Below are 25314 nucleotides of genomic sequence, written 5' to 3' on the forward strand. Positions count from 1 at the left end.
GCGTAAGCTTGACGGATAGCAGTGTCCATCAAAACTGGCAAAGCTTCCTTGGTCTTGGCTTGGTGGACCCAAACGGCAACGTCACGGAACCATGGCATTTCGTCAAAGGCTTGGAAGAAGTTGATGTCTTGACGAGGAGTTGGAACGTTGGCTACCAGGGCAACCATTGGGGTCTTGTCGTACTTAGCGTCGTACAAGCCGTTCATCAAGTGGACGGCACCAGGGCCAGCTGAACCCATGCAGACACCAAGCTTACCAGTAAGCTTGTATTCTGCTGAGGCAGCCAAGGCACCGGCTTCTTCGTGCCGAACTTCGATGAACTTGATCTTGTCTTGCATTTCGTAGATCGCGTTCATGGTTGAGTCAAAAGAACCACCTGGGAAACCGTAAAGGTGGTCAATGCCCCACTTGTACATAACATCTAAAACGGCGTTTGCGCCCTTAATTTTTGCCATAAGTGAATCTCCTTAAAAATTATTACTTACAGCCCTTTATTAAACCATATTTTTTCACTTTTGCAAGTGCTATCAAAAGCCGCTATATCAAGGATAGTCGCATTTTAAGCTAGTTAATTCACAAACTTGCTTTTTCTGGATAAAAATTTTGTGCTATCTTCCCTTTCTTTATTGTGAAAAAGTAGCTAACTTCTGGAGAATATTTTTCGGTGAAGTTTTTATTAATTTTTTAAAAGCATAAAAGCTATCGATTATTTAAAAAGCAGGCCAGGATCTCTGGTCTGCCTTCTAAAATTATTGCTCTTTACTTCTGAACCTTGGCGTATTTGCCATTTTGCACGTAGACGCTCAAGATGGCCAAGTCAGCCGGGTTGACCCCGGAGATTCTTTCCGCCTGAGCCAGGGTTTCCGGTCGGATCTTGGCGAACTTCTCCCGGGCTTCTGTAGCCAGGCCCTCGATCTGGTCATAGTCGATGTCCTTCGGGATCTTCTTGGCTTCCTGCCGGCGCAGGCGGGCCACTTGAATCTCCTGCTTCTTGATGTAGCCGGCATACTTGATGTCGATTTCCACCTGTTCCTTGACATAGCGGTCCCCGGCCAGCTTCTGCCCAGTCAGACGTTCAACGTCTTCAACCGTCACCCTTGGCCGTCTGAGGAAGACGTCTGCCTTGACCCCGCCGTTTAAGTCAGTTTGGCCTAAACCTGCCAGGTATTCGTTGACGGCAATGGTCGGGTGAACGGTGATTTCGCGCAGCCGGTCCAGGTCTTCCTGGATCAGTTCCTTCTTGACCAAAAATTCAGCATAGCGATCATCGTCAATCAAGCCAAGGTCATGCCCCTTTTCCGTCAAGCGGAGGTCGGCATTGTCGTGGCGGAGAAGCAGGCGGTATTCAGCCCGGCTGGTCAAGAGCCGGTAAGGTTCTTCCGTCCCCTTAGTTACCAGGTCATCGATCAAAACCCCGATATAAGCTTCGTCCCGGCCCAGGGTGAAGGCTGGCTTGCCTTCCGCGCTCAAGGCCGCGTTGATCCCGGCAATCAGGCCCTGGCCGGCGGCTTCTTCATAGCCGGAAGTCCCGTTCATCTGCCCTGCCATATACAGGTGCTTGATCCGCTTGGTTTCCAGGGTGTGGGTTAACTGCCAGGGGTCAACCACGTCGTATTCAATGGCGTAGCCCGGCCGCATCATTTCAACCTTTTCCAGGCCAGCGACCGTGTGCAGCATTTCCAGCTGCACTTCTTCCGGCATGGAGGTTGAAAAGTCCCCGACATAGATTTCTTCCGTCTTCCGCCCTTCCGGTTCTAGGAAGATCTGGTGCCGGTCCTTGTCCGCGAAACGGACGACCTTGGTTTCAATTGACGGGCAGTAGCGCGGCCCTACCCCGACGATGTCACCGGAGAACATTGGTGACCGGTCCAGGTTTTCATTGATGATTTCGTGGGTCTTCGGGTTGGTGTAGGTCATCCAGCAGGAAGTCTGGTCGGTTAGGTAGTCTTCATCCCTGCTGGTAAAGGAGAAGTGGCGGGGCTCCTTGTCGCCCGGCTCTTCTTCGGTCTTGGAATAGTCGATGGTGTGCCGGTTGACCCGGGGCGGCGTCCCGGTCTTAAAGCGGCGCAGCTTGAAGCCCAGTCTCTCCAGGCTTTCAGACAGCTTAATGGCTGGAATCGTGTTGTTCGGACCGGATGAGTAGTTCAGTTCCCCGATAAAAATCCGCCCTCTGGCCGCGGTCCCCGTCGTCAAGACCACGCTCTTGGCCCGGTAGCGGGCCCCGGTGTTGGTCACTACGCCCCGGCATTCCCTGTCTTCAACGATCAAGTCGTCAACGACCGCCTGGCGCAGGGTCAGATTAGGGGTGTTTTCGATGGTCCGCTTCATCTCTTCGTGGTAGTCCCACTTGTCAGCCTGGGCTCTTAATGCCCGGACAGCCGGCCCCTTGCCCGTGTTCAGCATCCGCATCTGGATGTAGGTCTTGTCGATGTTCTTGCCCATCTCCCCGCCTAAAGCGTCGATTTCTCTGACCACGGTCCCCTTGGCCGGGCCGCCGATTGAGGGGTTGCAGGGCATAAAGGCCACCATGTCCAGGCCGATGGTGAGCAGCAGGGTCTTCTCCCCCATCCGGGCACTGGCCAGGGCTGCTTCACAGCCGGCATGGCCGGCACCGACTACGATCACGTCATATTCGTTTGAAACATAAGTCTTCATTTTTTTCGTCTTCCTTGCCTTCCTCGCTATTTCCCTAAGCAGAACTGACTAAAGAGGTCATTGATCAATTCATCCGGAGCGCTGTCACCAGTGATTTCCCCCAGGCTTTCCCAGGCCCCGGTAAAGTCTATCTGAACCAGGTCAACCGGCATCCCTGCCTCAAGCCCGCTGGCCACGTCGACCAATTGCTGCTTGGCCTTGGCCAAAAGGCCCGCCTGCCGCTGGTTGGTCACCAGGACCTGGTCGTTGGAGTTTTCGATCCCCTTGAAGAAGAGCTTCTTGATCAAGGCTTCCAATTCGTCCAAGTTTTCCTTCATCATGATCGAGGTGCTGATCACTTCACTGCCGCTTTCTTTAGCAATCTCAGCCGCGGTCAGCTTCTGGCCCAGGTCCGTTTTGTTCAGCACGATGATCCGCTTTTTGCCGGCGGTCAGTTCCAAAAGCCGCCGGTCTTCTTCCGTCAATTCCTGGCTGCCGTCCAGCAAAAGCAGGATCAAGTCCGCCTGGGCAATGGCCTTCTTCGACCGCTCGACCCCGATTTTTTCCACCTGGTCCTCGGTATGGTGAATCCCGGCCGTGTCAATCAACTCCAAGGGCACCCCCTTGACGGACACGAACTCTTCCAGGGTGTCCCGGGTGGTCCCGGCCACGTCCGTTACGATCGCCTTGTCGCTTTGGGTCAGGTAGTTCAAAAGGGAGGACTTGCCCACGTTAGGCCGGCCGACAATGGCTGTCTTCAAGCCGTTTCTGAGGATCTGCCCCTCCTGGGCAGTCTCCAGCAGGCGGTCAATCTTGCCGCTGACGGCTTTTGCGCAAGCCAGCAGCTTCTGGGCCGTCACTTCTTCTTCATCGTATTCCGGGTAGTCGATGTTGACTTCGACATTAGCCAAAACATCCAGGATTTCCTGGCGCAGGGCCCGGATTTCCGTCAAAAGGCCGCCGGAAAGCTGCTTGACCGCCACCTGCCGGGCCTTGTCAGTCTTGGCCCGGATGATGTCCATCACGCTTTCAGCCTGGGTTAGGTCGATCCGCCCGTTGACGAAGGCCCGCTTGGTAAATTCGCCCGGGTCAGCCATTCTGGCCCCGTTGGCCAAGAGCAGCTGCAGGATGTCATTGGTGACCACGATCCCCCCGTGGCAGTTGATTTCCACGATGTCTTCCTTGGTAAAAGTCTTCGGCGCCAGCATGACGGAGGCCATGACCTCGTCGATCACCTGCCCGGTCGCCGGGTCCACGATGTGGCCGTAGTTGATCGTGTGGCTGGGAACCTTTTCCAGGTCCTTGCCCTTAAACAAGCGGTTGACAATGGCGACCGCATCTTCCCCGGAGACGCGGACGATGGAGATCCCGCCTTCTCCCAGCGGCGTTGAGATCGCCGCGATCGTATCAAATTCCGTTAAACGTTGAACCATCTCGTTACCTCGTTTTTTCCAATAAAAAAAGCGCAATTTCCACCATGAAAAATGATGGATAAAGCACTTTCACTACTTTATCTAAAAAACTTTAGATGAACATTCAATTATTTCCGCTTGATCCGCTTGTAAGCCCGCCGCATCTTGCGCTGGCGCTCGCGTTCAGCTTCTTCCTTGGCTTCCTGCTCCTTGCGGTACTTGAATGGGTTCTGCAGAACCAGGGTCTGGCCAACCTGGAAGAGGTTGGAGATCACCCAGTAAAGGGAGATCGCGGACTGGAAGACGATGGCCCAGATCCCGACCATGATGGCCATGACATAGCTCATCATCTTAGTCATCGTGGTCTGGGAAGACTTAGGCACCGACAAAGTCGCGATGTATGAGGACAGGAAGGTAAATACCGTTGCCAAAATCGGCAGGATGTAGTATGGGTCTGGCTTGCCCAGGTCCATCCACAAGAATTTACCATTCTGCATCTCCGGCGTCCGCCAGATGGCCTGGTACAGGGCCCACATAACCGGCAACTGGATCACCATCGGCAGGCAGCCAGCGTAAGGATTGACGCCCGCTTCCTTGTAAAGCTTCTGCGTTTCTTCGTTCAGCTTGTTCCGGGTCTCCAGGTCCTTGCTGGAATACTTCTCCTGCAAGGCCTTCAGTTCCGGCTGGATCTCCTGCATCTTTCTGGTGCTGTTGATCTGCACCGCGTTTAAAGGCAGGAGGATCACCCGGATGATAACCGTAAAGATGATGATAGCCCAGCCGTAGCTGCCCCCGCAGACTTTGGCAATCCAAAGCACGAACTGGGAGAGGTAGTAAACTACCCAGGCATCCCACCAGTTGCTGGAATTATGGGAGATCGGCGTTGGCTTCTGGGTGGTCTGCGTGGCGCAGCCGCTCAGAACAAGGGCAAAAACCGTCACCAGTGCCAGAGCGGCCAGAAGGCGCTTGGTACTCTTCTTCGATAAAATGTCCTTCACTATTTTTCCTCTTTATTTGGCATTTCTTCAATGACGTGGGCCAGGTTCAGCGCGTGAAGCAGGTTTTCCCGCGTCTTTTCCCAATCGAAATCGCGAGCGTAGGGTCTGGCAATCACCAAGAAGTCCAAGTCCGGCGCAATCCGGTCCCGGTTCTCGGTCAACACCTCCCTGATGTAGCGCTTGAGACGGTTGCGCACGACGGCCGTGTGACCGACCTTCTTGCCGACAGAGATGCCGACGCGAAAATGCTTATTCTGCTTTCTAGGCAGGACGTAAATCACAAAAGCCCGGTTGGCAACTGATTCGCCATTTTCAAAGACGTTCTGAAAATCCCGTTCAGATTTAACTCGATATGACTTTCTCAAAGCTCTTTACACTCTTGCAAATTAAAAAAACCACTGGGATTCAGTGGCTTAAGCAGATAATACCTTTCTACCCTTTGCACGGCGTCTAGCCAAAACCTTACGGCCGTTGCTTGTAGCCATACGCTTCATGAAGCCGTGAACGCGTGAACGGTGACGCTTCTTAGGTTGGTAAGTTCTCTTAGTTGACATATATTTGCACCTCCATTTTTTAGTGCTACGTGCACAATTTCTTATCTAGAATAGCACGGAAATCAAAAAAAACCAAGCTTTTTCTTGCAAACTTGCCCGATTTTTTCCTTAGACTGCCTGAGCCTGATCCCCCGCCTGTGGACAGAAAGCAGACCGCGAAAAAATTTTTTCCCGGCAATCAACAGGCTTTTTTGCAGACTTATCCACAGTCCACACCCTGTTAAAAACTTTTTTAACACCCTGTGGATATGTCTGGTCAAAACCAGGCTCTGCTTTTGCCGCTCTAAGAAAAGTTGTCCACAAAAATTATCCACTTTTGACCAATTTTGATAAAATTATCAGCAGAGTTAACAGGCTTCTTTTTATTTCTTGTCCACAGCCTGTGGATTCTGGATTTATTTCTTCCACCTGTGGAAAACCTGGTCAGTAAATGCTAAAATAATTTTGCTAAACGATTTTTTGGAGGAAATGTTTTTTGTTCGATTTAGAAAAATTCTGGGATAGCTTCAACGCTGAAATGCGGTCCGAATTTAACGAAGTATCCTATAATGCCTGGTTCAAAAACACCAAGCCCGTCTCCTTCAACAAGGACACCCATGAATTGGTAATCTCCGTCCAAACCCCCGTGGCAAAAGGGTATTGGGAGCAAAACATCTCCGCTAGCCTGATCCAGTCGGCTTATGCCTACGCGGGAATCGATATCTACCCGGTTTTCGTCGTTAAAAACGGCCCGGCGCCCAGCAGCGAAAGAATGCTGGAGCCCCAGCCGCAGGCCAAGCCCGAGAAAGCCCGGCCGCAAGGCCGCGAATTCACCAAGGACCTGCGCTTAAACGAGAAGTACACCTTCGAGAACTTCATTCAAGGCGAGGGCAACAAACTGGCTGCTGGGGCCGCTTTGGCGGTTGCCGACAACCCGGGGACCTTCTACAACCCCTTGTTCATCTTCGGGGGCGTGGGCCTTGGTAAAACCCACTTGATGCAGGCGATCGGTCACCAGATGCTGGCGGAAAGACCAGATGCCAAGGTTGTCTACATTCAAAGTGAGACTTTTGTCAACGACTTCATCAATTCCATTAAGAACAAGACCCAGGACAAGTTCCGGGAGAAATACCGAACAGCTGACCTGCTCTTGGTCGACGACATCCAGTTCTTCGCCAAGAAGGAAGGGATTCAGGAAGAATTTTTCCATACTTTTGAGACTCTCTATAATGATCAAAAGCAGATCGTCATGACCAGTGACCGGCTACCAACGGAAATTCCCGACCTGTCCGAGCGGCTGGTCTCGCGTTTTGCCTGGGGACTGCAAGTTGAAATCACCCCGCCAGACCTGGAAACCCGGATCGCTATCCTGCGCAAGAAGGCTGAATCCGAAGGCCTGGAGATCGATGAAAGCACCCTGGACTATGTAGCCAGCCAGGTCGATACTAATATCCGGGAGCTGGAAGGGGCCCTGGTCAAAGTCCAGGCCCAGGCCACCATTCAAAAGCAGGACATCAACATTGGCTTAGCCCGGTCGGCTTTAGCCGACCTCAAGCTGGTCCAGAAGAGCAGGGGACTACAGATTTCCAAGATCCAGGAGGTCGTGGCCAACTACTTCCAGACCTCAGTGCCGGACCTTAAAGGAAAGAAGCGGGTAAGGCAGATCGTCATCCCGCGTCAGATTGCCATGTACCTGTCCCGCGAGCTCACCGATGCCAGCCTGCCAAAAATCGGCCAGGAATTCGGGGGCAAGGACCACACGACCGTGATGCATGCCTGCGACAAAATCGCCCGGCAGATCAAAACGGACACTGAAATCAAGTCTGCTGTTTCCGACCTGCGGCAGATGCTGGAGAGATAGGTCCGTTGATAACTTGTGGACAAGTCCGTGATTTATCCACACTTTTTCAACTGGCAAAAGTCCGGATTACCGGGCTTCCGGTTAGTTATCAACAGAATTCACAGGACCTACTACTACAACTATCTATATATAAATAACTAATTAAATAAATAGAGCAGCAAACTAACCAAGGAGGACCAGATGAAATTTACTGTACAGCGCAATCTTTTTATCAATGACTTGAATTCCGTTTTAAAGGCAGTTTCTTCAAGAGCCCAGATTCCGATTTTGAGCGGGATCAAGCTGGACCTGACGGAAACTGAACTGATCATGACTGGCAGCAATGCCGATATTTCCATTGAACTGAGCCAACCGGTTTCTGATGACTTACGGGTTGAATCAACTGGCTCTATTGTCGTGACTGCCCACTTGTTCAGCGAAATCGTCCGCAAATTGCCAGGTAGGGAATTCACTTTTGAAGTCAAGGAAGGCAACCAGATCCAGATCACCTCTGACAAGGCGGATTACGTAATCAACGGCCTGGACGCCAGTGCCTACCCGCGCCTGCCGGAAATTGCCGGAACTTCCTTCAGCCTGCCGTCTAAGACCCTGCGGGAACTGATCACCCAGACTGTTTTCGCCGTATCCACCGAAGAAAGCCGGCCAACTCTGACCGGGGTCAACTTCAGCTTCAAGAACGGGCAGATCAAGGCCGTGGCTACTGACTCCCACCGCCTGTCCCAAAGAATCGTCGACATCGCGGCCGGTCCAAGCGAAGACCTGTCCCTGATTATCCCGGGCAAGAACCTGCAGGAACTAGCCCAGATCATCGGCGACGCTGACCAGGACATCAAGGTTTACCTGGGCGACAGCCAGATCCGCTTTGAATTTGAAAACCTGTCCTTCTACACCCGTCTTTTGGAAGGGGCCTACCCGGACGTTGACCGCCTTTTGCCAACTGAGTCAACGACCAGCGTGCAGTTCGCCGTTTCTGACTTGATGCAGACATTGAGCCGGGCCAGCCTCTTGACCCACGCCAACCGGACCAACGCCGTCCAAATGACTTTGAACGTGGCTGACCAAACCATCCTGGTTTCCGGTAATTCCCCGGAAGTCGGAAAGATTGAGGAAGAAGTCGGCTTCAGCAGCTTAACTGGCCGAGACCTGACCATTTCCTTCAACCCGGACTACATGGCCGCTGCCCTGCGGGCCTCAGTAACTGACTCCGTCATCATCAACTTCACGGAAAGCCTGCGGCCATTCACGGTCGTGCCAAATGACCAGTCAGTTGAATTCGTGCAGCTGATCACCCCAATCCGAACTTTCTAAAACAGACTGCCAATAATTCACAAAAGCCACTCTCCGGAGTGGCTTTTTTTCGACTATTTTTTAATACAAGCGTTTTTTACGGCTTTAAGCCCAAAATACCTGCTTTATGTACCACGATACTAAATGGGTAAATAAGCGCTCTGAGGCCCTAAAAAAGGCCTTCTTGATTGAGTTTCCCTGGAAAAAAGACTATAATTTATAAGTGGAATACTAGTTTTATATTGGTGAAGGTGAAGACTATCGAAACTTTTGCGATTAATGGTGAATTCATCACCCTCGGACAATTTTTGAAAGATGAATGTATCGTTTCCTCGGGCGGGCAGGCCAAGTGGTACCTCAAGGACAGTCCAGTTCTGGTCAATGGGGACAAGGAAGACCGCCGGGGCAGGAAGCTCTATCCTGGTGACCGTTTGACCGTTGCCGGCAAGGAATATGAGCTGGTTCAGGGACTTTAATGTACCTGGGCCGGTTTAAGCAGAGCGGTTTCCGTAACCTGGCTTTCCTTGACCTGGAATTTGACCCACACGTGAACGTTTTTCTGGGTGAAAATGCCCAGGGCAAGACCAATCTGCTGGAAGCAATCTACTTTCTGGCCCTTAGCCGGTCCCACCGGACCAGCAATGACCGGGAGATGATTGCCTTCGGCCAGGACTTTGCCAGCCTGGCTGGCCGGGTGCACAAGCGCCAGCTGGACCTTGACCTGCGCATCGTCATCAGCAAGAAGGGCAAGAGCGCCTGGGTCAACCGGGTAGAGCAGGCCCGGCTGTCCAAGTATGTGGGCCACCTTAACGCCATCCTCTTTTCTCCGGAAGACCTGGAATTGGTGAAGGGGGCCCCTTCTTTGCGCCGGCGCTTCATGGACCTGGAATTCGGCCAGATAAATCCGGAATATCTCTATTTCGCCAGCCAGTACCGGCAGCTGCTCCAGCAGAGAAACAACTATCTCAAGCAGCTGGCCCGCCGGCAGGCCAGTGACCAGGTCCTGCTCGGGGTCTTAACTGAGCAGGTGGCCACGGCGGCCAGTGAACTGATCTGGCGGCGCTACCGCTATTTGGCTGACCTCAACCGCTACGCGGCCGAGGCCTACCGGGCCATCAGCGGGCAAAGAGAAGAGCTGCGGGTCCTTTACCGGCCTTCAGCCAAGGAGATTACGGCTGCAGACCAGCCGGCCCAGATCAAGCAGAAGCTGCTGGACCGCTTTGCGGAGATCGTTGACGATGAGCTCAGACGGGCCACGACCCAGCTGGGTCCCCACCGCGACGACCTGGAATTCCAGCTGGACGGCAAGAATGCCCACCTGTTTGCCTCCCAAGGGCAGCAGCGGACCATTGCCCTCAGCTTGAAACTGGCGGAAATCCAGCTGATCAAGCAGCTGACGGGAGAAGAGCCGATCCTGCTTTTGGACGACGTGATGAGCGAACTGGACCAGAACCGCCAGGCAGCCCTGCTCGATTTCATCCATGGTCAAACCCAGACTTTTATTACGACAACCGATCTGGATGGTATTTCCCAGGAAATAGTCAAACAGCCGCGAATTTTTTACATCCATTCCGGCCAAATTATAGAAAAAGAGGAAGGATTAAATGGCAGACGAAGATAACAAATTGAAGAAGGCCAAGCAGTTTGAACAAGAAGCTGACAAGTACAATGCCAGCCAGATTCAAGTCCTTGGCGGCCTGGAAGCCGTACGCAAGCGTCCGGGGATGTACATTGGCTCAACCAGCTCCCAGGGCTTGCACCACCTGGTTTGGGAAATCATCGACAACGGGATCGACGAAGCCCTGGCAGGTTTCGCGACCAAGATCGAAGTCACCGTCAACGAAGACAACAGCGTGACTGTCCAAGACGACGGGCGGGGGATCCCGGTCGACATCGAAAAGAAGACCGGCCGGCCAGCCGTTGAAACTGTTTATACGGTTCTGCACGCCGGTGGTAAGTTCGGCGGTGGCGGATACAAGGTTTCCGGCGGTCTGCACGGGGTCGGGGCTTCTGTTGTCAATGCCCTGTCCACCAAGCTGAACGTCACTGTCATGCGGGATGGCAAGAAGTACCACATCGCCTTTGACCACGGCCGGGTCGTTGAAGAGCTGAAGGAAGTCGGCACGGTGCCTTTGACTGAACACGGGACCATCGTCCACTTCTGGCCGGACCCGAACATCTTCACGGAAACCACGGTTTTTGACGACAAGATCTTGAAGAACCGGATCCGGGAACTGGCCTTTTTGAACAAGGGGCTGAAGCTGACCTTCACTGACAAGCGGAAGGACACGGAGGAAACCGACGTCTACCACTTTGAAGGCGGGATCAAGGAATACGTCTCCTTCCTCAACCGGGGCCAGGAGGTACTTTTTGACGAGCCAATCTACGTGGAAGGCAAGTACGAGGGCATCGACGTTGAAGTATCTTTGCAGTACACGACCGGCTACAAGACAACTTTGATGACTTTTGCCAACAACATCCACACTTATGAAGGCGGGATGCACGAGGCGGGCTTCAAGACGGCCTTGACCCGGGTGGTCAACGACTACGCCCACAAGGCCAAGATCTTGAAGGAAAACGACGACAACCTGTCCGGGGAAGACATCCGGGAAGGGATGACGGCCGTGATTTCCGTCAAGCACCCGAACCCGCAGTTTGAAGGGCAGACCAAGACCAAGCTGGGTAACTCCGACGCCAGAACTGCCGTTGACCGCGCCTTCTCAGAAACCTTCTCCACTTTCTTGATGGAAAACCCGCAGGTGGCCCGCAAGATCGTGGAGAAGGGGCAACTGGCTGAAAGAGCCAGAGTTGCCGCCAAGCGCGCCCGGGAAGTTACCCGGAAGAAGTCCGGCCTGGAAATCGCCAACCTGCCAGGCAAATTGGCCGACAACACTTCAAATGACCCGAACATCTCAGAACTCTTCATCGTCGAAGGGGACTCCGCCGGCGGCAGCGCCAAGCAAGGGCGGAGCCGGCTGACCCAGGCCATCCTGCCCATCCGGGGGAAGATCCTGAACGTGGAAAAAGCCTCAATGGACCGGATCCTGGCCAACCAGGAAATCCGGACTCTGTTTACGGCCCTGGGGACCGGCTTTGGGGCAGACTTTGACGTCTCCAAGGCCCGCTATCACAAGCTGATCATCATGACTGACGCCGACGTCGACGGGGCCCACATCCGGACCCTGCTCTTGACCCTCTTCTACCGCTACATGCGGCCGATGATCGACAAGGGCTATGTTTACATCGCCCGTCCGCCTCTGTACCAAGTGCGCCAGGGCAAGCTGATCAAGTACCTGGACACTGATGAAGAACTCCACGACTACCTGGGGTCATTGCAACCAAGCCCGAAGCCAATCGTGCAGCGTTACAAGGGGCTGGGGGAAATGGACGCTGAGCAATTGTGGGAGACGACCATGGACCCTGAAAACCGACGCCTGGACCGGGTGGACCCGGAATACGCCAAGGACGCGGATGAAGTCTTTGAAATGCTGATGGGCAACGAAGTTGGCCCGCGGCGCAAGTTCATCGAAGACAATGCCCAATATGTTGAAAACTTGGATGCTTAATGGGAGGTAGGAATGGATAACGAAAATCAAGGACAAGACCGGCGGATCAGAAATGTCGATCTGACGCAAACGATGCGGAGCTCCTTCTTGGACTACGCCATGTCCGTCATCGTGGCCCGGGCTTTGCCAGATGTCCGCGACGGCTTGAAGCCGGTTCAGCGGCGGATCCTGTACGGGATGAACGAGCTGGGCGTGACTCCGGACAAGCCTTACAAGAAGAGTGCCAGAATCGTCGGGGACGTCATGGGTAAGTACCACCCGCACGGCGACTCCTCCATCTACCTGGCCATGGCCCACATGGCCCAGGACTTTGCCTACCGCTACATGCTGGTAGACGGGCACGGTAACTTCGGTTCCGTCGACGGCGACCGGCCGGCCGCCATGCGTTATACGGAAGCCAGAATGAGCAAGATTGCCGTGGAAATGCTCCGCGACATCAACAAGAATACGGTTGACTGGCAGAGAAACTACGACGACACGGAAAATGAACCGACCGTCCTGCCAGCCAGAATTCCTAACCTCCTGGTCAACGGTTCCAGCGGTATCGCGGTCGGGATGACTACCAACATTCCGCCGCACAACCTGTCTGAAGTCATTTCCGGCATTCACATGCTGATGAAGAACCCGGACGTGACGACCAAGGAACTGATGAAGGCCATCCCAGGGCCGGACTTCCCAACCGGCGGGATCTTGATGGGCCGGGGCGGGGTCCTGCACGCTTATGAAAGCGGCAAGGGCAACATCGTCGTCCGGGCCAAGACCGAAATCGAAGCTGAAAAGAGCGGGCGGGAAAGAATCATCGTCAGCGAGATTCCTTACCTGGTCAACAAGGCCGAACTGGTCCAGAAGATCGCTGAACTGGCCCGCGACAAGGTGATCGACGGCATTACCGGGGTGCGGGATGAATCCGACCAGAGCGGGATGCGGATCACTATTGACGTGCGCCGGGATGCCAGCGCCAGCGTGGTTTTGAATAACCTCTTCAAGGAAACTCAGATGCAGTCCAACTTCGCCATGAACATGGTGGCGATCGTGGACGGGGCACCGAAGTCCCTGACCTTGAAGCAGATGCTGCAGTACTACCTGGCCCACCAGGAAGACGTCATTACCCGCCGGACCAAGTTTGACTTGGAAAAGGCTGAAGCCAGAGCCCACATCCTGGAAGGGTTGCGGGTAGCGCTTGATCATATCGACGAAATCGTCAGCTTGATCCGGAACTCTGAATCAAGCGACATCGCCAAGGCGGGCTTGATCAGCCGCTTTGACCTGGACGACCGCCAGGCCCAGGCTATCCTGGACATGCGTCTGGTCCGTCTGACCGGTTTGGAAAGAGACAAGGTCGAAGGCGAATACCAGGAGCTTTTGGTCAAGATTGCCGACTACAAGGACATTCTGGCCAAGCCTGAAAGAATCGACCAGATTATCTACGACGAGCTGCTGGACATCCAGAAGCGCTTCGGTGACAAGCGCCGGACCCAGATTACGGCCAGCGAAGTGGTCACGATCGAAGACGAAGACTTGATCGAAGAACAAGACGTCCTGTTGACTTTGAGCCACCAGGGCTATGTCAAGCGGATGCTGATCGACGACTTCAAGACCCAAAACCGCGGCGGCAGGGGGATCAAGGGGATGGGCGTCCAAAAGGGCGACTTCATCGAGCACCTGCTCTACTCAAGTACCCACGACTACCTATTCTTCTACACCAACAAGGGCAAGGTCTACATGAAGAAGGCCTACGAAATCCCAGAATACGGCAGAAGCGCCAAGGGCCTGCCAATCGTCAACCTCCTGCAGCTGGACAAGGGCGAGCACATCCAGACCGTGGTCAACCTGCCGCAAGGGCATGACGACGACTACGCCTTTTTCATCACCAAGCTGGGGACGGTCAAGCGGACCAAGATCCGGGAATTTGAAAATATCCGGACCAACGGTTTGATCGCCTTGACCTTGAAGGATGGCGACGAACTATCCAACGTCCTGACCACTGACGGCCAGCAGAACATCTTGATCGCTACCCACCAGGGCTACGCCGTGACCTTCAATGAAGATGACGTCCGGGCCATGGGGAGAAGCGCGGCCGGCGTCCGGGGGATCAACCTCCGTGAAGGCGACTACGTGGTTGGCTCAGGGATTCTGAAGCCGGAAGACGAAGTTCTGACTATCTCGGAAAAGGGCTACGGCAAGCGGACCGCGGCCAGCGAATACCCGGTCAAGGGCCGGGGCGGCAAGGGGATCCAGACCGCCAAGATCGGCGAAAAGAACGGTCCTCTGGCTGGCGTGGCCGTGGTTGACGGGCAAAGCGACATCATGTTGATCACCACTGACGGGATCATGATCCGCTTCAAGACTAGCGATGTCTCCCAGACTGGCCGGTCAACTATGGGCGTCCGCCTAATCAAGGTGGCTGACGGCAATGCCGTGGCAAGCATGGCAGTCGTGCCGGCTGAAGCTGAAGGCGAAAGCGAGCCGGAAACGGAAGTTTAGCGGCAAAGAAGCAGAAAAAAGTAAGATAAAATAAAAAATTACCAGCATTTTTGGCGTAATAGTTAGTGGGAAGAAAATCCCGGATCACGTGTAAAAAATGTTTGGTAATTTTTTTGTTTTGTGCTAAAATTAGGCATTGCGAGTAATTAGATCAATTACTCCTTGTTCTTGATTTTAGCAAGAACCATTTAGTCCAAAAGGAGGTGCAATAGTCTATGACAACCAAGTACGAAATTACTTACATCATCAAGCCAGACGTTGACGATGAAGCAAAGAAGGCCATTATTGACAAGTACACTAAGGTGATCGCTGACAATGGTGGTGAAATGGTTGAAGCTAAGGACTGGGGCAAGCGTCGTTTCGCATACGAAATCGAAAAGTATCGTGAAGGTAGTTACTACATCATGACCTTCACTGCTGAAGACGCTGCAGCTGTCAACGAATTTGCCCGTTTGAGCAAGATCGACGACTCAGTTCTGCGTTCAATGATTGTCAAGTTAGACAAGTAATTGTAGTTTCCCGTAATACAGGAATAGGAAGGAAATAAGTATGATCAATAACGTTGTACTTGTTGGCCGTTTAACACGTGATCCTGAATTACGTACTACTGGGAGCGGCATCTCGGTTGCTACGTTCACTTTGGCCGTTGACCGGCAGTTTACCAATGCATCAGGCCAGAGAGAAGCGGACTTCATCAGCTGCGTGATTTGGCGCAAGGCTGCTGAGAACTTCTGCAACTTCACCAGCAAGGGCAGTTTGGTGGGCATCCAGGGCCGAATCCAGACCAGAAACTATGATAACAAGGACGGCCAGCGAGTTTACGTGACAGAAGTCCTCGTGGACAACTTCTCACTGCTCGAATCACGCCGCGAGCGTGAAAGCCGTCAGCAAAACGGCGGATTTGGCGGCCAAGGTCAAAGCCAAAACACCGGCTTCAACACCGGATTTGGCGGCGGCAGCGGCTACGCCAACGACAACGCCTTCGGCATCCCGGCCCAGTCAAACGGGCCAGCTAATGCCGGATTCAATGAAGATAACAAGAAAGATGCCGGCGGAGACACGAACACCAACCCGTTCGACAGCTCTGATGATGCAATCAACGTCTCAAATGACGATCTTCCATTTTAAAATTACACAAGAAAGGATCTGAAGACATGCCTCAACAAAGAAGAGGTGGTCGTCGCCGCAAGGTTGACTTCATCGCAGTCAACCACATCGACTACGTAGACTACAAGGATGTTGATCTGTTGAAACATTTTATCTCAGAAAGAGGTAAAATCTTGCCACGTCGTGTCACTGGTACTAGCGCTAAGAACCAACGCAAGGTTGCTAAAGCTATCAAGAGAGCCCGGATTATGGGCCTCCTGCCATTCGTAGCTGAAGACTAAGCAGCAGGATCAATAAGCAAATAAAGAGACCGAAAGGAGCTGGACTCCTCCCGGTCTCTTTTTCTTTTCTGTTTTGTGGCGGGCGGCAATAGGTTATAATGGGAGTAGTTTAATCTGCTTTAAAGATGTGGAAGAATTTTATGAAAAACTTTTTACGCAAACTTGAATTGCCAGAATTCGTCCGGGATTCCAGATTAATCATTGCCTTCTCTAGCATCGCCTTCTTGACTGTGCTGAGCACGGTTGTGGCTTTCTTCATCAACCGGATCTTCGGGGTGGCGCTTTTGCTGGTCTTGATCGTGGATGTCTTTTGGGTTGTTTTCGGCGTTTACATTCTCGCGAAAAATACCAACAATTACGCGGCCAACCTCTCCTACCGGATTAAACGGGGGGAGCAGGAGGCCATGATCAAGATGCCGCTGGGGATCCTCCTTTACGACGAGTCCCGGCACATCCAATGGGTCAACCCTTACTTGCAGCTCTATCTGGGCGACAAGGACGCCATCGGCAAGACGATTACGGCGGTCGACCGGAAACTGGGCAAGCTGGTTGAAGAAGCCCTTGAGGCCCAGACTTCGGAAAGCAAGGTGGTCAAGTGGGGGGATCACCAATTTGAAATGGTTGTCCAAGACAGCATCGGGGTCATCTACATGCTCGACATTACCCGTTATGCCGACCTGGCTGACAAGTACCGGGCTGAGCGCCTGGCTATCGGGCAGATTTTTGTCGACAACTACGACGAGCTCAGCGAGCGGATGCACGACCAGGAACTGGCCAGAACCAGCACCTACCTGCAGACGACTTTGAACGACTATGCCAAGAAGTTCAAGGCCTACTTGAAGCGGATTGATGAGGACCACTTTTTGCTTCTGGCCCACTTGCAGGACCTGGAAGCCATGGAAGAAGACAAGTTCTCAGTTTTGGACAAGATCCGCCTGGAAACCAGTCGGAACAACACTCCTTTGACCTTGTCGGTCGGGATTGCCTACGGGGGTGAGTCGCTGAGAAAGATCGCCAACCAGGCCCAGGCTAACTTGGACCTGGCCCTTGGCCGGGGCGGGGACCAGGTGGTCCTTAGGGAACTGGGCCAGGTAGCCCGCTTCTACGGGGGTAAGTCCAACCCAATGGAGAAGCGCACCCGGGTCCGGGCCAGAATGGTTTCCCAGGCCTTGGGCGAGCTCTTCAAGGATGTTGACCAGGTCTTCGTCCAGGGGCACCAGCGGCCCGATATGGACTCTGTCGGCAGCGGGATCGGGGTTGTCAAGATCGCCCGCCTGCACGGGGTCAAGGCCCACTTTTTGCTAGACACGGCCCACTGCAACTATGACGTTGACCGCCTGGTCAAGAAGATGCAAGCGGCAGACCCCCAGCTGGACCTTTTTGTTAGTCCGGATGAGGCCAACGCGGTCGCGACGGACAACTCCCTTTTGGTCATGGTGGACCACTCCAAGTATTCCATCACTTATGACCAGCGCCTCTATGACCGCTTGAGGAACCGGATCGTGGTGATCGACCATCACCGGCGGGGGGAAGAATTCCCGGAGAACCCGATGCTGACTTATGTGGAGCCATATGCTTCCTCAGCCAGCGAACTGGTGACGGAAATGGTCGAATACCAGCAGCCGGCTGAAGACAACCGGGTTTTGACCAACCTGGAAGCCACGGCCATGCTGGCCGGGATCACGGTCGACACCAAGGAATTCTCCTTGCGCACGGGGACGAGAACCTTTGACGCGGCCAGCTACCTGCGGTCGATCGGGGCGGACTCCTCGGTGGTCAGTGAGCTTTTGAAGGAAGACATTTCCAGCTTCCTGGTCAAGAGCCACCTGGTGGCCAGCCTGCAGATGCTGCGGCCGAAGATGGCGGTCATGCAGGGGCCGGAGGACAAGGTGATCGACCCGATCTTGACGGCCCAGGCAGCCGATATGGCGCTTGATTTGGAAGGGGTGTCGGCATCTTTTGCCATCACCAGAAGAAGCGGGGACAAGGTCGGGATTTCAGCCCGGTCGATGGGCCACATTAACGTCCAGGTGATTATGGAGAAGCTGGGCGGGGGCGGCCACTTGTCCAACGCGGCGACCCAGATCAAGGATATTACGGTCAAAGAAGCCAGTCAGCGCTTGCTGGCGGCAATTGACGAATATCTGGAAGAAAACAGTTAAAGAAGAAAAGGAGCAATGAACGATGAAAGTTATTTTTATGCAAGACGTTAAGGGCAGAGGCAAGCGGGGCCAGGTCAAGGACGTGCCGGACGGCTACGCCCAAAACTACCTGATCAAGCGGGGCCTGGCCAAGGAAGCCAACAAGGGCAACCTGAACACCCTGAAGCGGGTGGAAGCCAAAGAAAAGGCTGAATACGAAGCTCAAAAGGCAGCTGCCCAAGAGATCAAGAAGCAGCTGGAAGCTGACGAAACTGTGGTTGAACTGAAGTCCAAGGCCGGCAGCGACTCCCGCCTCTTCGGTTCAATCTCCAGCAAGAAGATCATCGAAGGCCTGGACAAGCAGTTCGGCATCAAGCTGGACAAGCACAAGCTGGAACTGCGGGAACCAATCAAGGTTCTGGGCTACACTAATGTGCCAGTCAAGCTCTTCAAGGGCGTTGAATCAAAGGTCCGGGTCCACGTTACCAAAGAAAATTAAGAAGCTGAAAGAAGCCGTGATTGATGGATAATCTTGTCACGCAGCAGATCCCGCATGATTCTGCTGCTGAAAAAGCCGTTTTAGGGGCGATTTTCATTGATCCCGAAGTCATCAACGAAGTCAGCTCGGTCTTAGAGCCGGCTGACTTTTATGAACATGCCAACCGACTGGTCTATAGCGCCCTTTTGGCCCTCTATGACGAGAGTAGGTCAATCGACCTGGTTACCTTGCAAGAGGAGCTCAAGCGGCGGGGACAATTGGAAGAACTGGGCGACATGGCCTACGTGTCAGAGCTTTTGCTGGCAACGCCAACTGCCTTTCACGCTAAGGACTATGCCCGCATCGTCCACCAGAAGGCCCAGCTGCGCAATTTGATCAATGCCAGCCAGAAGATCATCTCCAGTGCCATTCAAGGGTCCGACAGCGTGGATGAGATCCTCAGCAACGCTGAAAATGAGATCATGAACGTCTCCAATGAAAAGGGGAGCGGGGGATTTCATAAGATTGAGGACCTGGTTGCCGGAGCCTTTGAGCAGATTTCAAATAATGCCCAGAACCAGGACGCGGTCACGGGTTTACGGACGGGTTTTGCCTATCTGGACGAGATGACGACGGGGCTGCATGATGACGAATTGATCATTTTGGCGGCCCGGCCGGGTGTCGGGAAGACCTCTTTTGCCATGAACATCGCCAAGAATGTGGGCATTACTGAGAAGAAGCCGGTAGCGGTCTTCTCCCTGGAAATGTCTGGTGAGCAGCTGGTTCAGCGGATGCTGGCGTCAACGGGCTTGATCGACTCCCAGCACCTCAGAACGGGGATCCTGGACAGGGATGAGTGGAACCAGCTGGACGTGGCAGCAAGTGTCTTGCGGCAGGCTCCGATCTATATCGATGACACGCCGGGGATCAAGATCAGCGAAATCCGGGCCGAGTGCCTGGCCCTGCAAAAGGAGCTGGGCGACCTGGGCTTGGTCGTGATCGATTACCTGCAGCTGATTGAAGGGCCAAAGACTGAGTCCCGCCAGCAGGAAGTTTCCGCGATCTCTCGCCAGCTCAAGAAGATGGCCAAGGAATTGCACGTGCCGGTAATTTCCCTGTCGCAGTTGTCGCGGTCAGTTGAGCAGCGGCAGGACAAGCGGCCAATTTTGTCAGACTTGCGGGAATCCGGGTCAATCGAACAGGACGCCGACATCGTTGGCTTCCTCTACCGGGACGACTACTACCGGGATGAGGATGCTGACGGCGAGGAACCGAAGGAAGATCCGGAAAATGTTGAAGTTGAAGTTATTATTGAAAAGAACCGGTCAGGCCGGCGGGGATCAGCCAAGCTGATGTTCTCCAAGCCTTACAACCGCTTCTCTAACCTGGACCTAGGCCATGAGGCCCAGGGGTAGGGGAAAGACAGCAAAAAAGCGCGAATCGTTGCTGATTCGCGCTTTTTGTTATTCTTGCTTGATGTCGTAGGCATCAAAGAAGATTGGCCCTTTCTTTGAGTCATTGAAATTCGGCCGGTTCTTGTAAGGATCCTCGCTCCTGTTGAATGGCAGGGGAAGGCTCTGCCGGGCCGTTTCAATGATGTTGTTAAAAATCTGCCTGAAGATAGCCCGCATTTCCGGATCCATGGCAAAGTATGCCCGGCCAAAGCGGTAGGTGCCGGTAAAACCACTGATCTGTTTGATCTTAGTGATGTCCAGGCTGCCAAAAGCCTCAAAAAGGGCGGACCACATCTGCCCTCTTTTTTCCGCGGGAATCTGGTGGTTGAAGGCGATCAGGGAGTGGCGGATCACCCGGGCTGTAGTCGTGAGGCCCTCTTGCGCCAAAACATAGCTATCCCGGCCAACGCTCCAGGTTCTTGGGTCGTGCTGGCTGAGGACTGGTTGGTTGCACTTGACGACCAAGACGCGCTCAGTATGGTCCAGCATGCAGCCGACAATGGAGCTTTCCGGGATGTAGGTCTTCATCTTTTTGATATTGTCTTGGAAGCCGCTGGTTCCGTAAATTTGGTGCCGGTAGCCAGGTCCGTCAAAGCTGTAGGACTTGATGACCCGGGCTTGAATCTGCGGATCAGCAAAGGCCAAAGCGTAGTGGGCGTAGTTGCCCCCCTTGGAGTGGCCGGTGATATAGATCCGGTCATTTGGGTAAGCTTGGCCGATCTTGTTAAGATACTTAGCGGCCAGCCTATGTCCGGTAATTTCCGGTGTATAATTCATGACCATGTCCTCGCTCCAGCCGATCATGGACTGGTCGGTGCCCCGGTAGGCGACCAGGATGGTCCGATCGTCCAGGCGGAAGGCGCCAGCGTTGAACTGGATGGGTTCAGGCTCAATCTCCATCTTGTTGACCCAGTCCAGAACGGTCAAGTCAGCCAGACGGGGAGACTTGGGCAAGAGCAGGAGTTCAGTTTTGTCCAGATTTTGCCAGCGGTCAGGCTCACGTTGGTAGATGGACTGGCAGACCTCGCCTAGGCTGTGGCCAACCGTACTGCCGTCAAAGGGAAGGTAGGCCAGGGATGCCATTAAGGAAGCATCCAGGCTGTTGAAAGGGCAAGTTTGAAAAGGCAGATCGCCTCGCCAGCGCAGATAGTCTAATGTTGATGCCATCACAAAAACCTGCTGCAAAAAACGTGTGCAATGTAGCCAAATAGTAATCTTTGACTATGTATTGTCCGAAGACATGAATACAGACATTTTTCTTATTGCCGTCATCACCGGTATTCCGATATCCCAACAAGGGGGTAACCGCATTGACCAGCGCAGGTACCGAAGCACCACTCTTGCAACTTCATGGGAAGGCTCTCGCCAATCCTCGGGTACAGCCAACCCGCATGACTAAGGCCAGGGCCTTAGCCATTAATTCTCCTTTCTTTAATATTTATAGTGCATGATTTAATTCTGGTACTCAGTCAGCGCTAAAAGACTAAGCATCGCATTCTTATCTCGATCTACGACCTTATTGTAGTTCGGGCATTTTTCGTTGTAGCAGACGTACTCATTGTGTTTAGTACCATGCTTCTTGTTTCCATAAAGGGTGATCTTGTCATCACCTTTTTTGACATTGCCACAGGCCGCACAACGCTGAGTAGACGGATACAGCTTATTTGCCAGAATAAGTTCCTTACCATACCAATCGCACTTGTAGGTCAAGATCTGCTTAAACTTGCCAAACATCGACCGATGAACACCCTTTGAAGCCACGTGGCTCATCAGCATGCCCTTAACCGACAGATTTTCGATCACGATCTTGTCGTAGTCATTAACCAGTTCGGTCGTAAATTTGTGCATCAAGTCGTTTTGGATATTGCTTTCCTTGCGATAGCACGCTTGAAGCTTGGCTTTCGTCTTCAAGTAGTTCTTACTTTTGCAAGCAGCTTTTCCATTTTTAACTCGCTTTTTTGCAAGCTGCCTTTGGTAGTGCTTGATTTTTTTATAAATTCTATCAAGCTTCTTAGGCAGTACGTTCACCCGGCCACCCGTGTAATCAAAGTGACCAACATTGACGTCAACCGCGGTAGCTTTACCTGTTTTGTCTGGCTGCTTAACATCTTCAGACTTGATCTTATACGGGATGGCAACGTAATAACGGTGAAGTAGCTGACAACGCCAAATTCATCTGACAAAGGCTTTTCGCTCACGCCATTGATCTTTCGGAACTCTGCTTCCTCTTGCCCGTTCCAAATAAAGAATTCCATCTTTGATCTTGCTTCGGTCGCTTTTGAAACCTTGTCTGGCTTCCCGTTTCGACCGAAATTTTGGTTTGCCCCAGCCTGGTTGGGCCTTATCAAAGAAATTGTTCCAAGCCTTGCCCAGGTCGGAAATTGCCAGTTGCAGAATCCGGGCTGACTGTGTATACTGCCAGTCTTTTTTATCGGTAACTAACATATTACGAACTCTTCGCTCACTCGGCGAAGGCTTTTCTTTAAGTAGCACTTTCTGCTCTTCGGTCAGCCTTTTGGAGTCGGAGGCCAAAGAAGATTTAAGCGCTTGCATTCCACAAGGCAAGGCCTTGGTTCCAGCAATAGCGGCGATAGTCACAAGCTTCATCCAGAACTCTTCTCATAGTCTCGTTGGGACGTAGTTCATAGACTCTTGTCTGAATTAATTCCGCCGGTACTTCTTCTATCTGTTCTGTCATTTAATTTCACCGCCTTTTAGAACCATATCATTCTCAATCTTTGTTTCGAGGAATATTTTAGCACGTATTCCTGCAGCTTTCCAAACATATGTTTCTAAAATACAGGTGAAAGCTGTGCTCTATCTAAAAGCAAAGTCCTAGATTTCTCTACGTTAATTCTGCTTAGTACCTATCTGTTAACTCTTATATATAATCAAACATATCAAATATGTTTTTCGCCACTAGTATTACGCTCCTTAGCTAACATTGTACATTATTGCGCAAAAAGCGGGGCGGGGAAGGCTTTATGTTGATTGAATGTAATTCTTTATTTACAAAAAATTAAAGGTATATGATTATGGCATAAAAATGAAAGGAGATGAGATGAATGAAAGTTGTAACAGTTAAGTCAATCTGGCTGACCCTGCTCACGGTCTTGAGCTTTGTCCTGCCATTTTGGGGCTGGCTGCCACTGGTGTACTTGTACAGCCAACGGCAGGATCCGGCCATGCAGGGGATGGAAAAGACACTTAAGCTCGCGGCTGGCGTGCAAGTAGCGTACTTGGTGATTTTGGCGTTAATCTTCTACTTCTTTGCCCCGATTCACGGTTAAAAAAAGATAATTTCAATTTTTTAGTACAAGATCTTGTGAATGCCTCCTTGTCAGCTAAGTCTTTATAGAGAAATATTTTATCACTCTGTCAGTTTTTTTCACGTGAGGGCTACTTGCTGCCGGGCGAGTAAGTGATGCGCTTGATATCCGGGTATTTGCGCAGGTTCATGATGATCTGGTTTTCATCGATCCGGCCGGCGATTTCGCCATCGCAGCTGAAAAGGACATGGTCGTCAGAGACGCTGATAATCTTGATGCTGAGCTGGTGGACCTCGTTTTTTTCCAGTTCGCTTTGAATGGTTTCCAGGATATGGGGCGTGTTGCTGGCTTCGATCAAGAGGCTGATTCTGACCTTGCGGAGCAGGTTGAGGACCGTTTCTTCCCGCAAAAAGCGCTGCACGAGCAGGAGCAGGACGGCGGCCACGATTCCAACCCAGTAAAGGCCGACCCCAATCGCGATTCCGATGGCTGAAGTGGCCCAGAGTCCCGCGGCGGTCGTCAATCCGGAAATCTGCTCTTTATGGACCAGGATGGTCCCGGCACCGATAAAGGAGATTCCCGTGACCGTCAAAGAGGCGATTCGCGATGGATCGTAAGAAACGTTGCTGAAAGTGAGCATGTCGTAGAACCCATACTTGGAGACGATAGAAAACAGGGTGGAGGCAATGGCTACCACGACGTGAGTATGCAGGCCCGCGCTCTTTCTCTGTGTTGCCCGCTCAGAGCCAATCAGGCCGCCGCAAAAGGCGGACAGCAGGATCCGCAGAAGCCAGACCAGTTGAAAGCTGACAGGTATGCCGGTAAATTTTTCCATATTTTTCCTCCTTACTGATTTTAGTTCTTTCGGCGCAAATAAGCCGAAAAAATAAAAAATTTCCAAAAAGACTTGCAAAAGTCTGCAATTAATGATTAAATTAGTAACTGTGTTAAGGCACAAGAGTTGCTGACTTAGCTCAGTTGGCAGAGCACTTCACTAGTAATGAAGGGGTCGGAGGTTCGAATCCTCTAGTCAGCATTATACAGATTCTTGTTTACTATTAAACTTTATTTATCAGCGTTTTGCAAAGATAAATAAAGTTTTTTTGTAATATCGATCTATTGACAGTTTATCAGAATGATAAGTCAGCAGCAGAAAATATGGAATCGTTTAATAAAGGGACTGTTAACTAGCTAGCTAACAGTCCTTTTTTTGACGAAAGGGAAGATTTGATGAAAATTGGCGAAGCACTGCGTAAAAAAAGATTGGAACTAGGGTTGACCCAGCAAGAAATGTGCGAAGGCATCCTTAGCCGACCTTTTTATGCAAAGGTTGAAAGTGGAAAAAATCGGATTAACGCGGAAAGCTTGTTCAAATGATATTTGGAGAATCTGCCGCATCTAATTCGTTGGCTCCTTTGAGTATGTGTGTTTTGACTTTAAGTTTTACGGTGATTGAGTTAAGAAGCATACTTAGTTTATGCAGAAAAAATAGCACAATGAATGTCGTCATGACACTATATTGAATGCACGCGAGTTAGGTTAAATACAAAAAAAGAGCTGATCACGGCTCTTTTTTTGTGGCATTCAATTTTAGCATGATTGACCGCCGCCGCCGGACGGCTACGGAATGGACAACGCCTTGATCAAAATAGGCGATGCCCTTTTTTTCGTCGTAATTTTGCACTGCATCCAGGTTTATCAAGCTTTGCCGGTCAGCAGGGACCAAGCTTGGATACCTTTTTTCATAATCCTTGAGGGTGCCCAGGCAATCGAAGACCTTATTTTTGTCGTAAACCCGCAAGGTCTTGA

21 protein-coding genes, 1 tRNA gene and 3 pseudogenes are annotated in these 25314 nt (G+C 52.2%); 15 read left to right on the forward strand and 10 right to left on the reverse strand.

Annotation, left to right across the window (positions count from 1 at the left end; translation table 11 throughout):
• The 6 genes from FD23_RS10350 to rpmH all read right to left on the reverse strand — a co-directional run.
• Positions 1-455: thiamine pyrophosphate-binding protein (locus tag FD23_RS10350; RefSeq protein WP_269079375.1), on the reverse strand; the 455-nt coding region annotated here is incomplete at its 3' end.
• Positions 456-759: 304 nt separating this feature from the next.
• Positions 760-2655 (reverse strand): tRNA uridine-5-carboxymethylaminomethyl(34) synthesis enzyme MnmG, encoded by a 1896-nt coding sequence (mnmG, locus tag FD23_RS04195; protein ID WP_052933496.1) that lies wholly within the window; start codon positions 2653-2655, stop codon positions 760-762.
• 26 nt (positions 2656-2681) lie between these two features.
• Positions 2682-4067 carry a tRNA uridine-5-carboxymethylaminomethyl(34) synthesis GTPase MnmE gene (gene mnmE, locus FD23_RS04200; protein WP_052933497.1) on the reverse strand — a complete coding sequence of 462 codons (1386 nt, stop codon included), beginning with the start codon at positions 4065-4067 and terminating at the stop codon, positions 2682-2684.
• Positions 4068-4174: 107 nt separating this feature from the next.
• A complete protein-coding gene (locus FD23_RS04205; RefSeq protein WP_002879419.1) occupies positions 4175-5044 on the reverse strand; it encodes a YidC/Oxa1 family membrane protein insertase in 870 nt (289 codons plus the stop codon).
• On the reverse strand, positions 5044-5409 hold the full coding sequence (gene rnpA, locus FD23_RS04210) for a ribonuclease P protein component (RefSeq protein ID WP_025895690.1): 366 nt from the start codon (positions 5407-5409) through the stop codon (positions 5044-5046). Before rnpA ends, FD23_RS04205 begins: the two co-directional genes overlap by 1 nt.
• A 48-nt stretch (positions 5410-5457) precedes the next feature.
• Positions 5458-5598 carry a 50S ribosomal protein L34 gene (rpmH, locus tag FD23_RS09250; RefSeq protein ID WP_008459582.1) on the reverse strand — a complete coding sequence of 47 codons (141 nt, stop codon included), beginning with the start codon at positions 5596-5598 and terminating at the stop codon, positions 5458-5460.
• A 475-nt stretch (positions 5599-6073) separates the two neighbouring features.
• On the opposite strand from rpmH, the gene dnaA reads away from it, so the two are divergent.
• The 12 genes from dnaA (at position 6074) to dnaB (ending at position 20197) form a co-directional block, all read left to right on the forward strand.
• Positions 6074-7438, forward strand: coding sequence for a chromosomal replication initiator protein DnaA (gene dnaA, locus FD23_RS04220; protein ID WP_025895694.1), 1365 nt, complete (start codon positions 6074-6076; stop codon positions 7436-7438).
• 180 nt (positions 7439-7618) lie between these two features.
• The gene (dnaN, locus tag FD23_RS04225; protein WP_052933499.1) at positions 7619-8746 is read left to right on the forward strand and encodes a DNA polymerase III subunit beta; all 1128 of its coding nucleotides are present in this window, start codon (positions 7619-7621) and stop codon (positions 8744-8746) included.
• Between the two features lie 224 nt (positions 8747-8970).
• Complete coding sequence (gene yaaA / locus FD23_RS04230; protein ID WP_003623647.1) at positions 8971-9201, forward strand: S4 domain-containing protein YaaA; 231 nt, start codon at positions 8971-8973, stop codon at positions 9199-9201.
• Positions 9201-10346, forward strand: coding sequence for a DNA replication/repair protein RecF (gene recF, locus FD23_RS04235; RefSeq protein ID WP_052933500.1), 1146 nt, complete (start codon positions 9201-9203; stop codon positions 10344-10346). The genes yaaA and recF overlap by 1 nt, the downstream gene beginning before the upstream one ends.
• Positions 10330-12291 (forward strand): DNA topoisomerase (ATP-hydrolyzing) subunit B, encoded by a 1962-nt coding sequence (gyrB, locus tag FD23_RS04240; protein ID WP_025895696.1) that lies wholly within the window; start codon positions 10330-10332, stop codon positions 12289-12291. Before recF ends, gyrB begins: the two co-directional genes overlap by 17 nt.
• A 12-nt stretch (positions 12292-12303) precedes the next feature.
• Entirely contained in the window at positions 12304-14775 is a 2472-nt protein-coding gene (gene gyrA, locus FD23_RS04245; RefSeq protein ID WP_025895697.1) for a DNA gyrase subunit A, read from the forward strand.
• Positions 14776-14990: 215 nt separating this feature from the next.
• Positions 14991-15284 (forward strand): 30S ribosomal protein S6, encoded by a 294-nt coding sequence (gene rpsF, locus FD23_RS04250; RefSeq protein WP_011677863.1) that lies wholly within the window; start codon positions 14991-14993, stop codon positions 15282-15284.
• A 40-nt stretch (positions 15285-15324) separates the two neighbouring features.
• On the forward strand, positions 15325-15903 hold the full coding sequence (gene ssb, locus FD23_RS04255; protein WP_025895704.1) for a single-stranded DNA-binding protein: 579 nt from the start codon (positions 15325-15327) through the stop codon (positions 15901-15903).
• A gap of 26 nt (positions 15904-15929) precedes the next feature.
• Positions 15930-16163 carry a 30S ribosomal protein S18 gene (rpsR, locus tag FD23_RS04260; protein ID WP_025895705.1) on the forward strand — a complete coding sequence of 78 codons (234 nt, stop codon included), beginning with the start codon at positions 15930-15932 and terminating at the stop codon, positions 16161-16163.
• A gap of 140 nt (positions 16164-16303) precedes the next feature.
• Positions 16304-18325 carry a DHH family phosphoesterase gene (locus FD23_RS04265; protein WP_025895706.1) on the forward strand — a complete coding sequence of 674 codons (2022 nt, stop codon included), beginning with the start codon at positions 16304-16306 and terminating at the stop codon, positions 18323-18325.
• Between the two features lie 22 nt (positions 18326-18347).
• The gene (gene rplI / locus FD23_RS04270; protein WP_002879434.1) at positions 18348-18803 is read left to right on the forward strand and encodes a 50S ribosomal protein L9; all 456 of its coding nucleotides are present in this window, start codon (positions 18348-18350) and stop codon (positions 18801-18803) included.
• Positions 18804-18826: 23 nt separating this feature from the next.
• Complete coding sequence (dnaB, locus tag FD23_RS04275; protein WP_025895707.1) at positions 18827-20197, forward strand: replicative DNA helicase; 1371 nt, start codon at positions 18827-18829, stop codon at positions 20195-20197.
• Positions 20198-20245: 48 nt separating this feature from the next.
• Here dnaB and FD23_RS04280 read toward each other — a convergent pair whose 3' ends face one another.
• On the reverse strand, positions 20246-21403 hold the full coding sequence (locus FD23_RS04280; RefSeq protein WP_052933501.1) for a DUF2974 domain-containing protein: 1158 nt from the start codon (positions 21401-21403) through the stop codon (positions 20246-20248).
• 271 nt (positions 21404-21674) lie between these two features.
• Positions 21675-22934, reverse strand: a pseudogene (locus FD23_RS10955) (RNA-guided endonuclease InsQ/TnpB family protein).
• Positions 22935-23301: 367 nt separating this feature from the next.
• Here FD23_RS10955 and FD23_RS04290 point away from each other — a divergent pair.
• On the forward strand, positions 23302-23526 hold the full coding sequence (locus tag FD23_RS04290; RefSeq protein WP_025895710.1) for a hypothetical protein: 225 nt from the start codon (positions 23302-23304) through the stop codon (positions 23524-23526).
• 109 nt (positions 23527-23635) lie between these two features.
• On the opposite strand, the gene FD23_RS04295 is transcribed toward FD23_RS04290, so the two are convergent.
• Positions 23636-24340, reverse strand: a complete 705-nt coding sequence (locus tag FD23_RS04295; protein WP_003611113.1) for an MgtC/SapB family protein — start codon at positions 24338-24340, stop codon at positions 23636-23638.
• Between the two features lie 128 nt (positions 24341-24468).
• On the opposite strand from FD23_RS04295, the gene FD23_RS04300 reads away from it, so the two are divergent.
• Together FD23_RS04300 and FD23_RS09255 are read left to right on the forward strand one after the other, a co-directional pair.
• Positions 24469-24541: transfer RNA gene (locus FD23_RS04300), tRNA-Thr, on the forward strand.
• A gap of 194 nt (positions 24542-24735) precedes the next feature.
• Positions 24736-24879: pseudogene (locus FD23_RS09255) on the forward strand (helix-turn-helix domain-containing protein); the annotation flags it as partial.
• Between the two features lie 187 nt (positions 24880-25066).
• Here the strand turns inward: FD23_RS09255 and FD23_RS04305 are convergent.
• Positions 25067-25314, reverse strand: a pseudogene (locus FD23_RS04305) (autolysis-associated response regulator transcription factor); the annotation flags it as partial.

Source organism: Lactobacillus delbrueckii subsp. delbrueckii DSM 20074 = JCM 1012, assembly GCF_001433875.1.
GTDB lineage: Bacteria > Bacillota > Bacilli > Lactobacillales > Lactobacillaceae > Lactobacillus > Lactobacillus delbrueckii.

Bases quoted from the DNA above. Each gene is read 5' to 3' on its own strand.
- mnmG (WP_052933496.1), bottom strand. From the start codon at position 2,655: ATGAAGACTTATGTTTCAAACGAATATGACGTGATCGTAGTCGGTGCC.
- mnmE (WP_052933497.1), bottom strand. From the start codon at position 4,067: ATGGTTCAACGTTTAACGGAATTTGATACGATCGCGGCGATCTCAACG.
- rpmH (WP_008459582.1), bottom strand. From the start codon at position 5,598: ATGTCAACTAAGAGAACTTACCAACCTAAGAAGCGTCACCGTTCACGC.
- dnaN (WP_052933499.1), top strand. From the start codon at position 7,619: ATGAAATTTACTGTACAGCGCAATCTTTTTATCAATGACTTGAATTCC.
- recF (WP_052933500.1), top strand. From the start codon at position 9,201: ATGTACCTGGGCCGGTTTAAGCAGAGCGGTTTCCGTAACCTGGCTTTC.
- gyrB (WP_025895696.1), top strand. From the start codon at position 10,330: ATGGCAGACGAAGATAACAAATTGAAGAAGGCCAAGCAGTTTGAACAA.
- gyrA (WP_025895697.1), top strand. From the start codon at position 12,304: ATGGATAACGAAAATCAAGGACAAGACCGGCGGATCAGAAATGTCGAT.
- rpsF (WP_011677863.1), top strand. From the start codon at position 14,991: ATGACAACCAAGTACGAAATTACTTACATCATCAAGCCAGACGTTGAC.
- ssb (WP_025895704.1), top strand. From the start codon at position 15,325: ATGATCAATAACGTTGTACTTGTTGGCCGTTTAACACGTGATCCTGAA.
- rpsR (WP_025895705.1), top strand. From the start codon at position 15,930: ATGCCTCAACAAAGAAGAGGTGGTCGTCGCCGCAAGGTTGACTTCATC.
- FD23_RS04265 (WP_025895706.1), top strand. From the start codon at position 16,304: ATGAAAAACTTTTTACGCAAACTTGAATTGCCAGAATTCGTCCGGGAT.
- rplI (WP_002879434.1), top strand. From the start codon at position 18,348: ATGAAAGTTATTTTTATGCAAGACGTTAAGGGCAGAGGCAAGCGGGGC.
- dnaB (WP_025895707.1), top strand. From the start codon at position 18,827: ATGGATAATCTTGTCACGCAGCAGATCCCGCATGATTCTGCTGCTGAA.
- FD23_RS04280 (WP_052933501.1), bottom strand. From the start codon at position 21,403: ATGGCATCAACATTAGACTATCTGCGCTGGCGAGGCGATCTGCCTTTT.
- FD23_RS04290 (WP_025895710.1), top strand. From the start codon at position 23,302: ATGAAAGTTGTAACAGTTAAGTCAATCTGGCTGACCCTGCTCACGGTC.
- FD23_RS04295 (WP_003611113.1), bottom strand. From the start codon at position 24,340: ATGGAAAAATTTACCGGCATACCTGTCAGCTTTCAACTGGTCTGGCTT.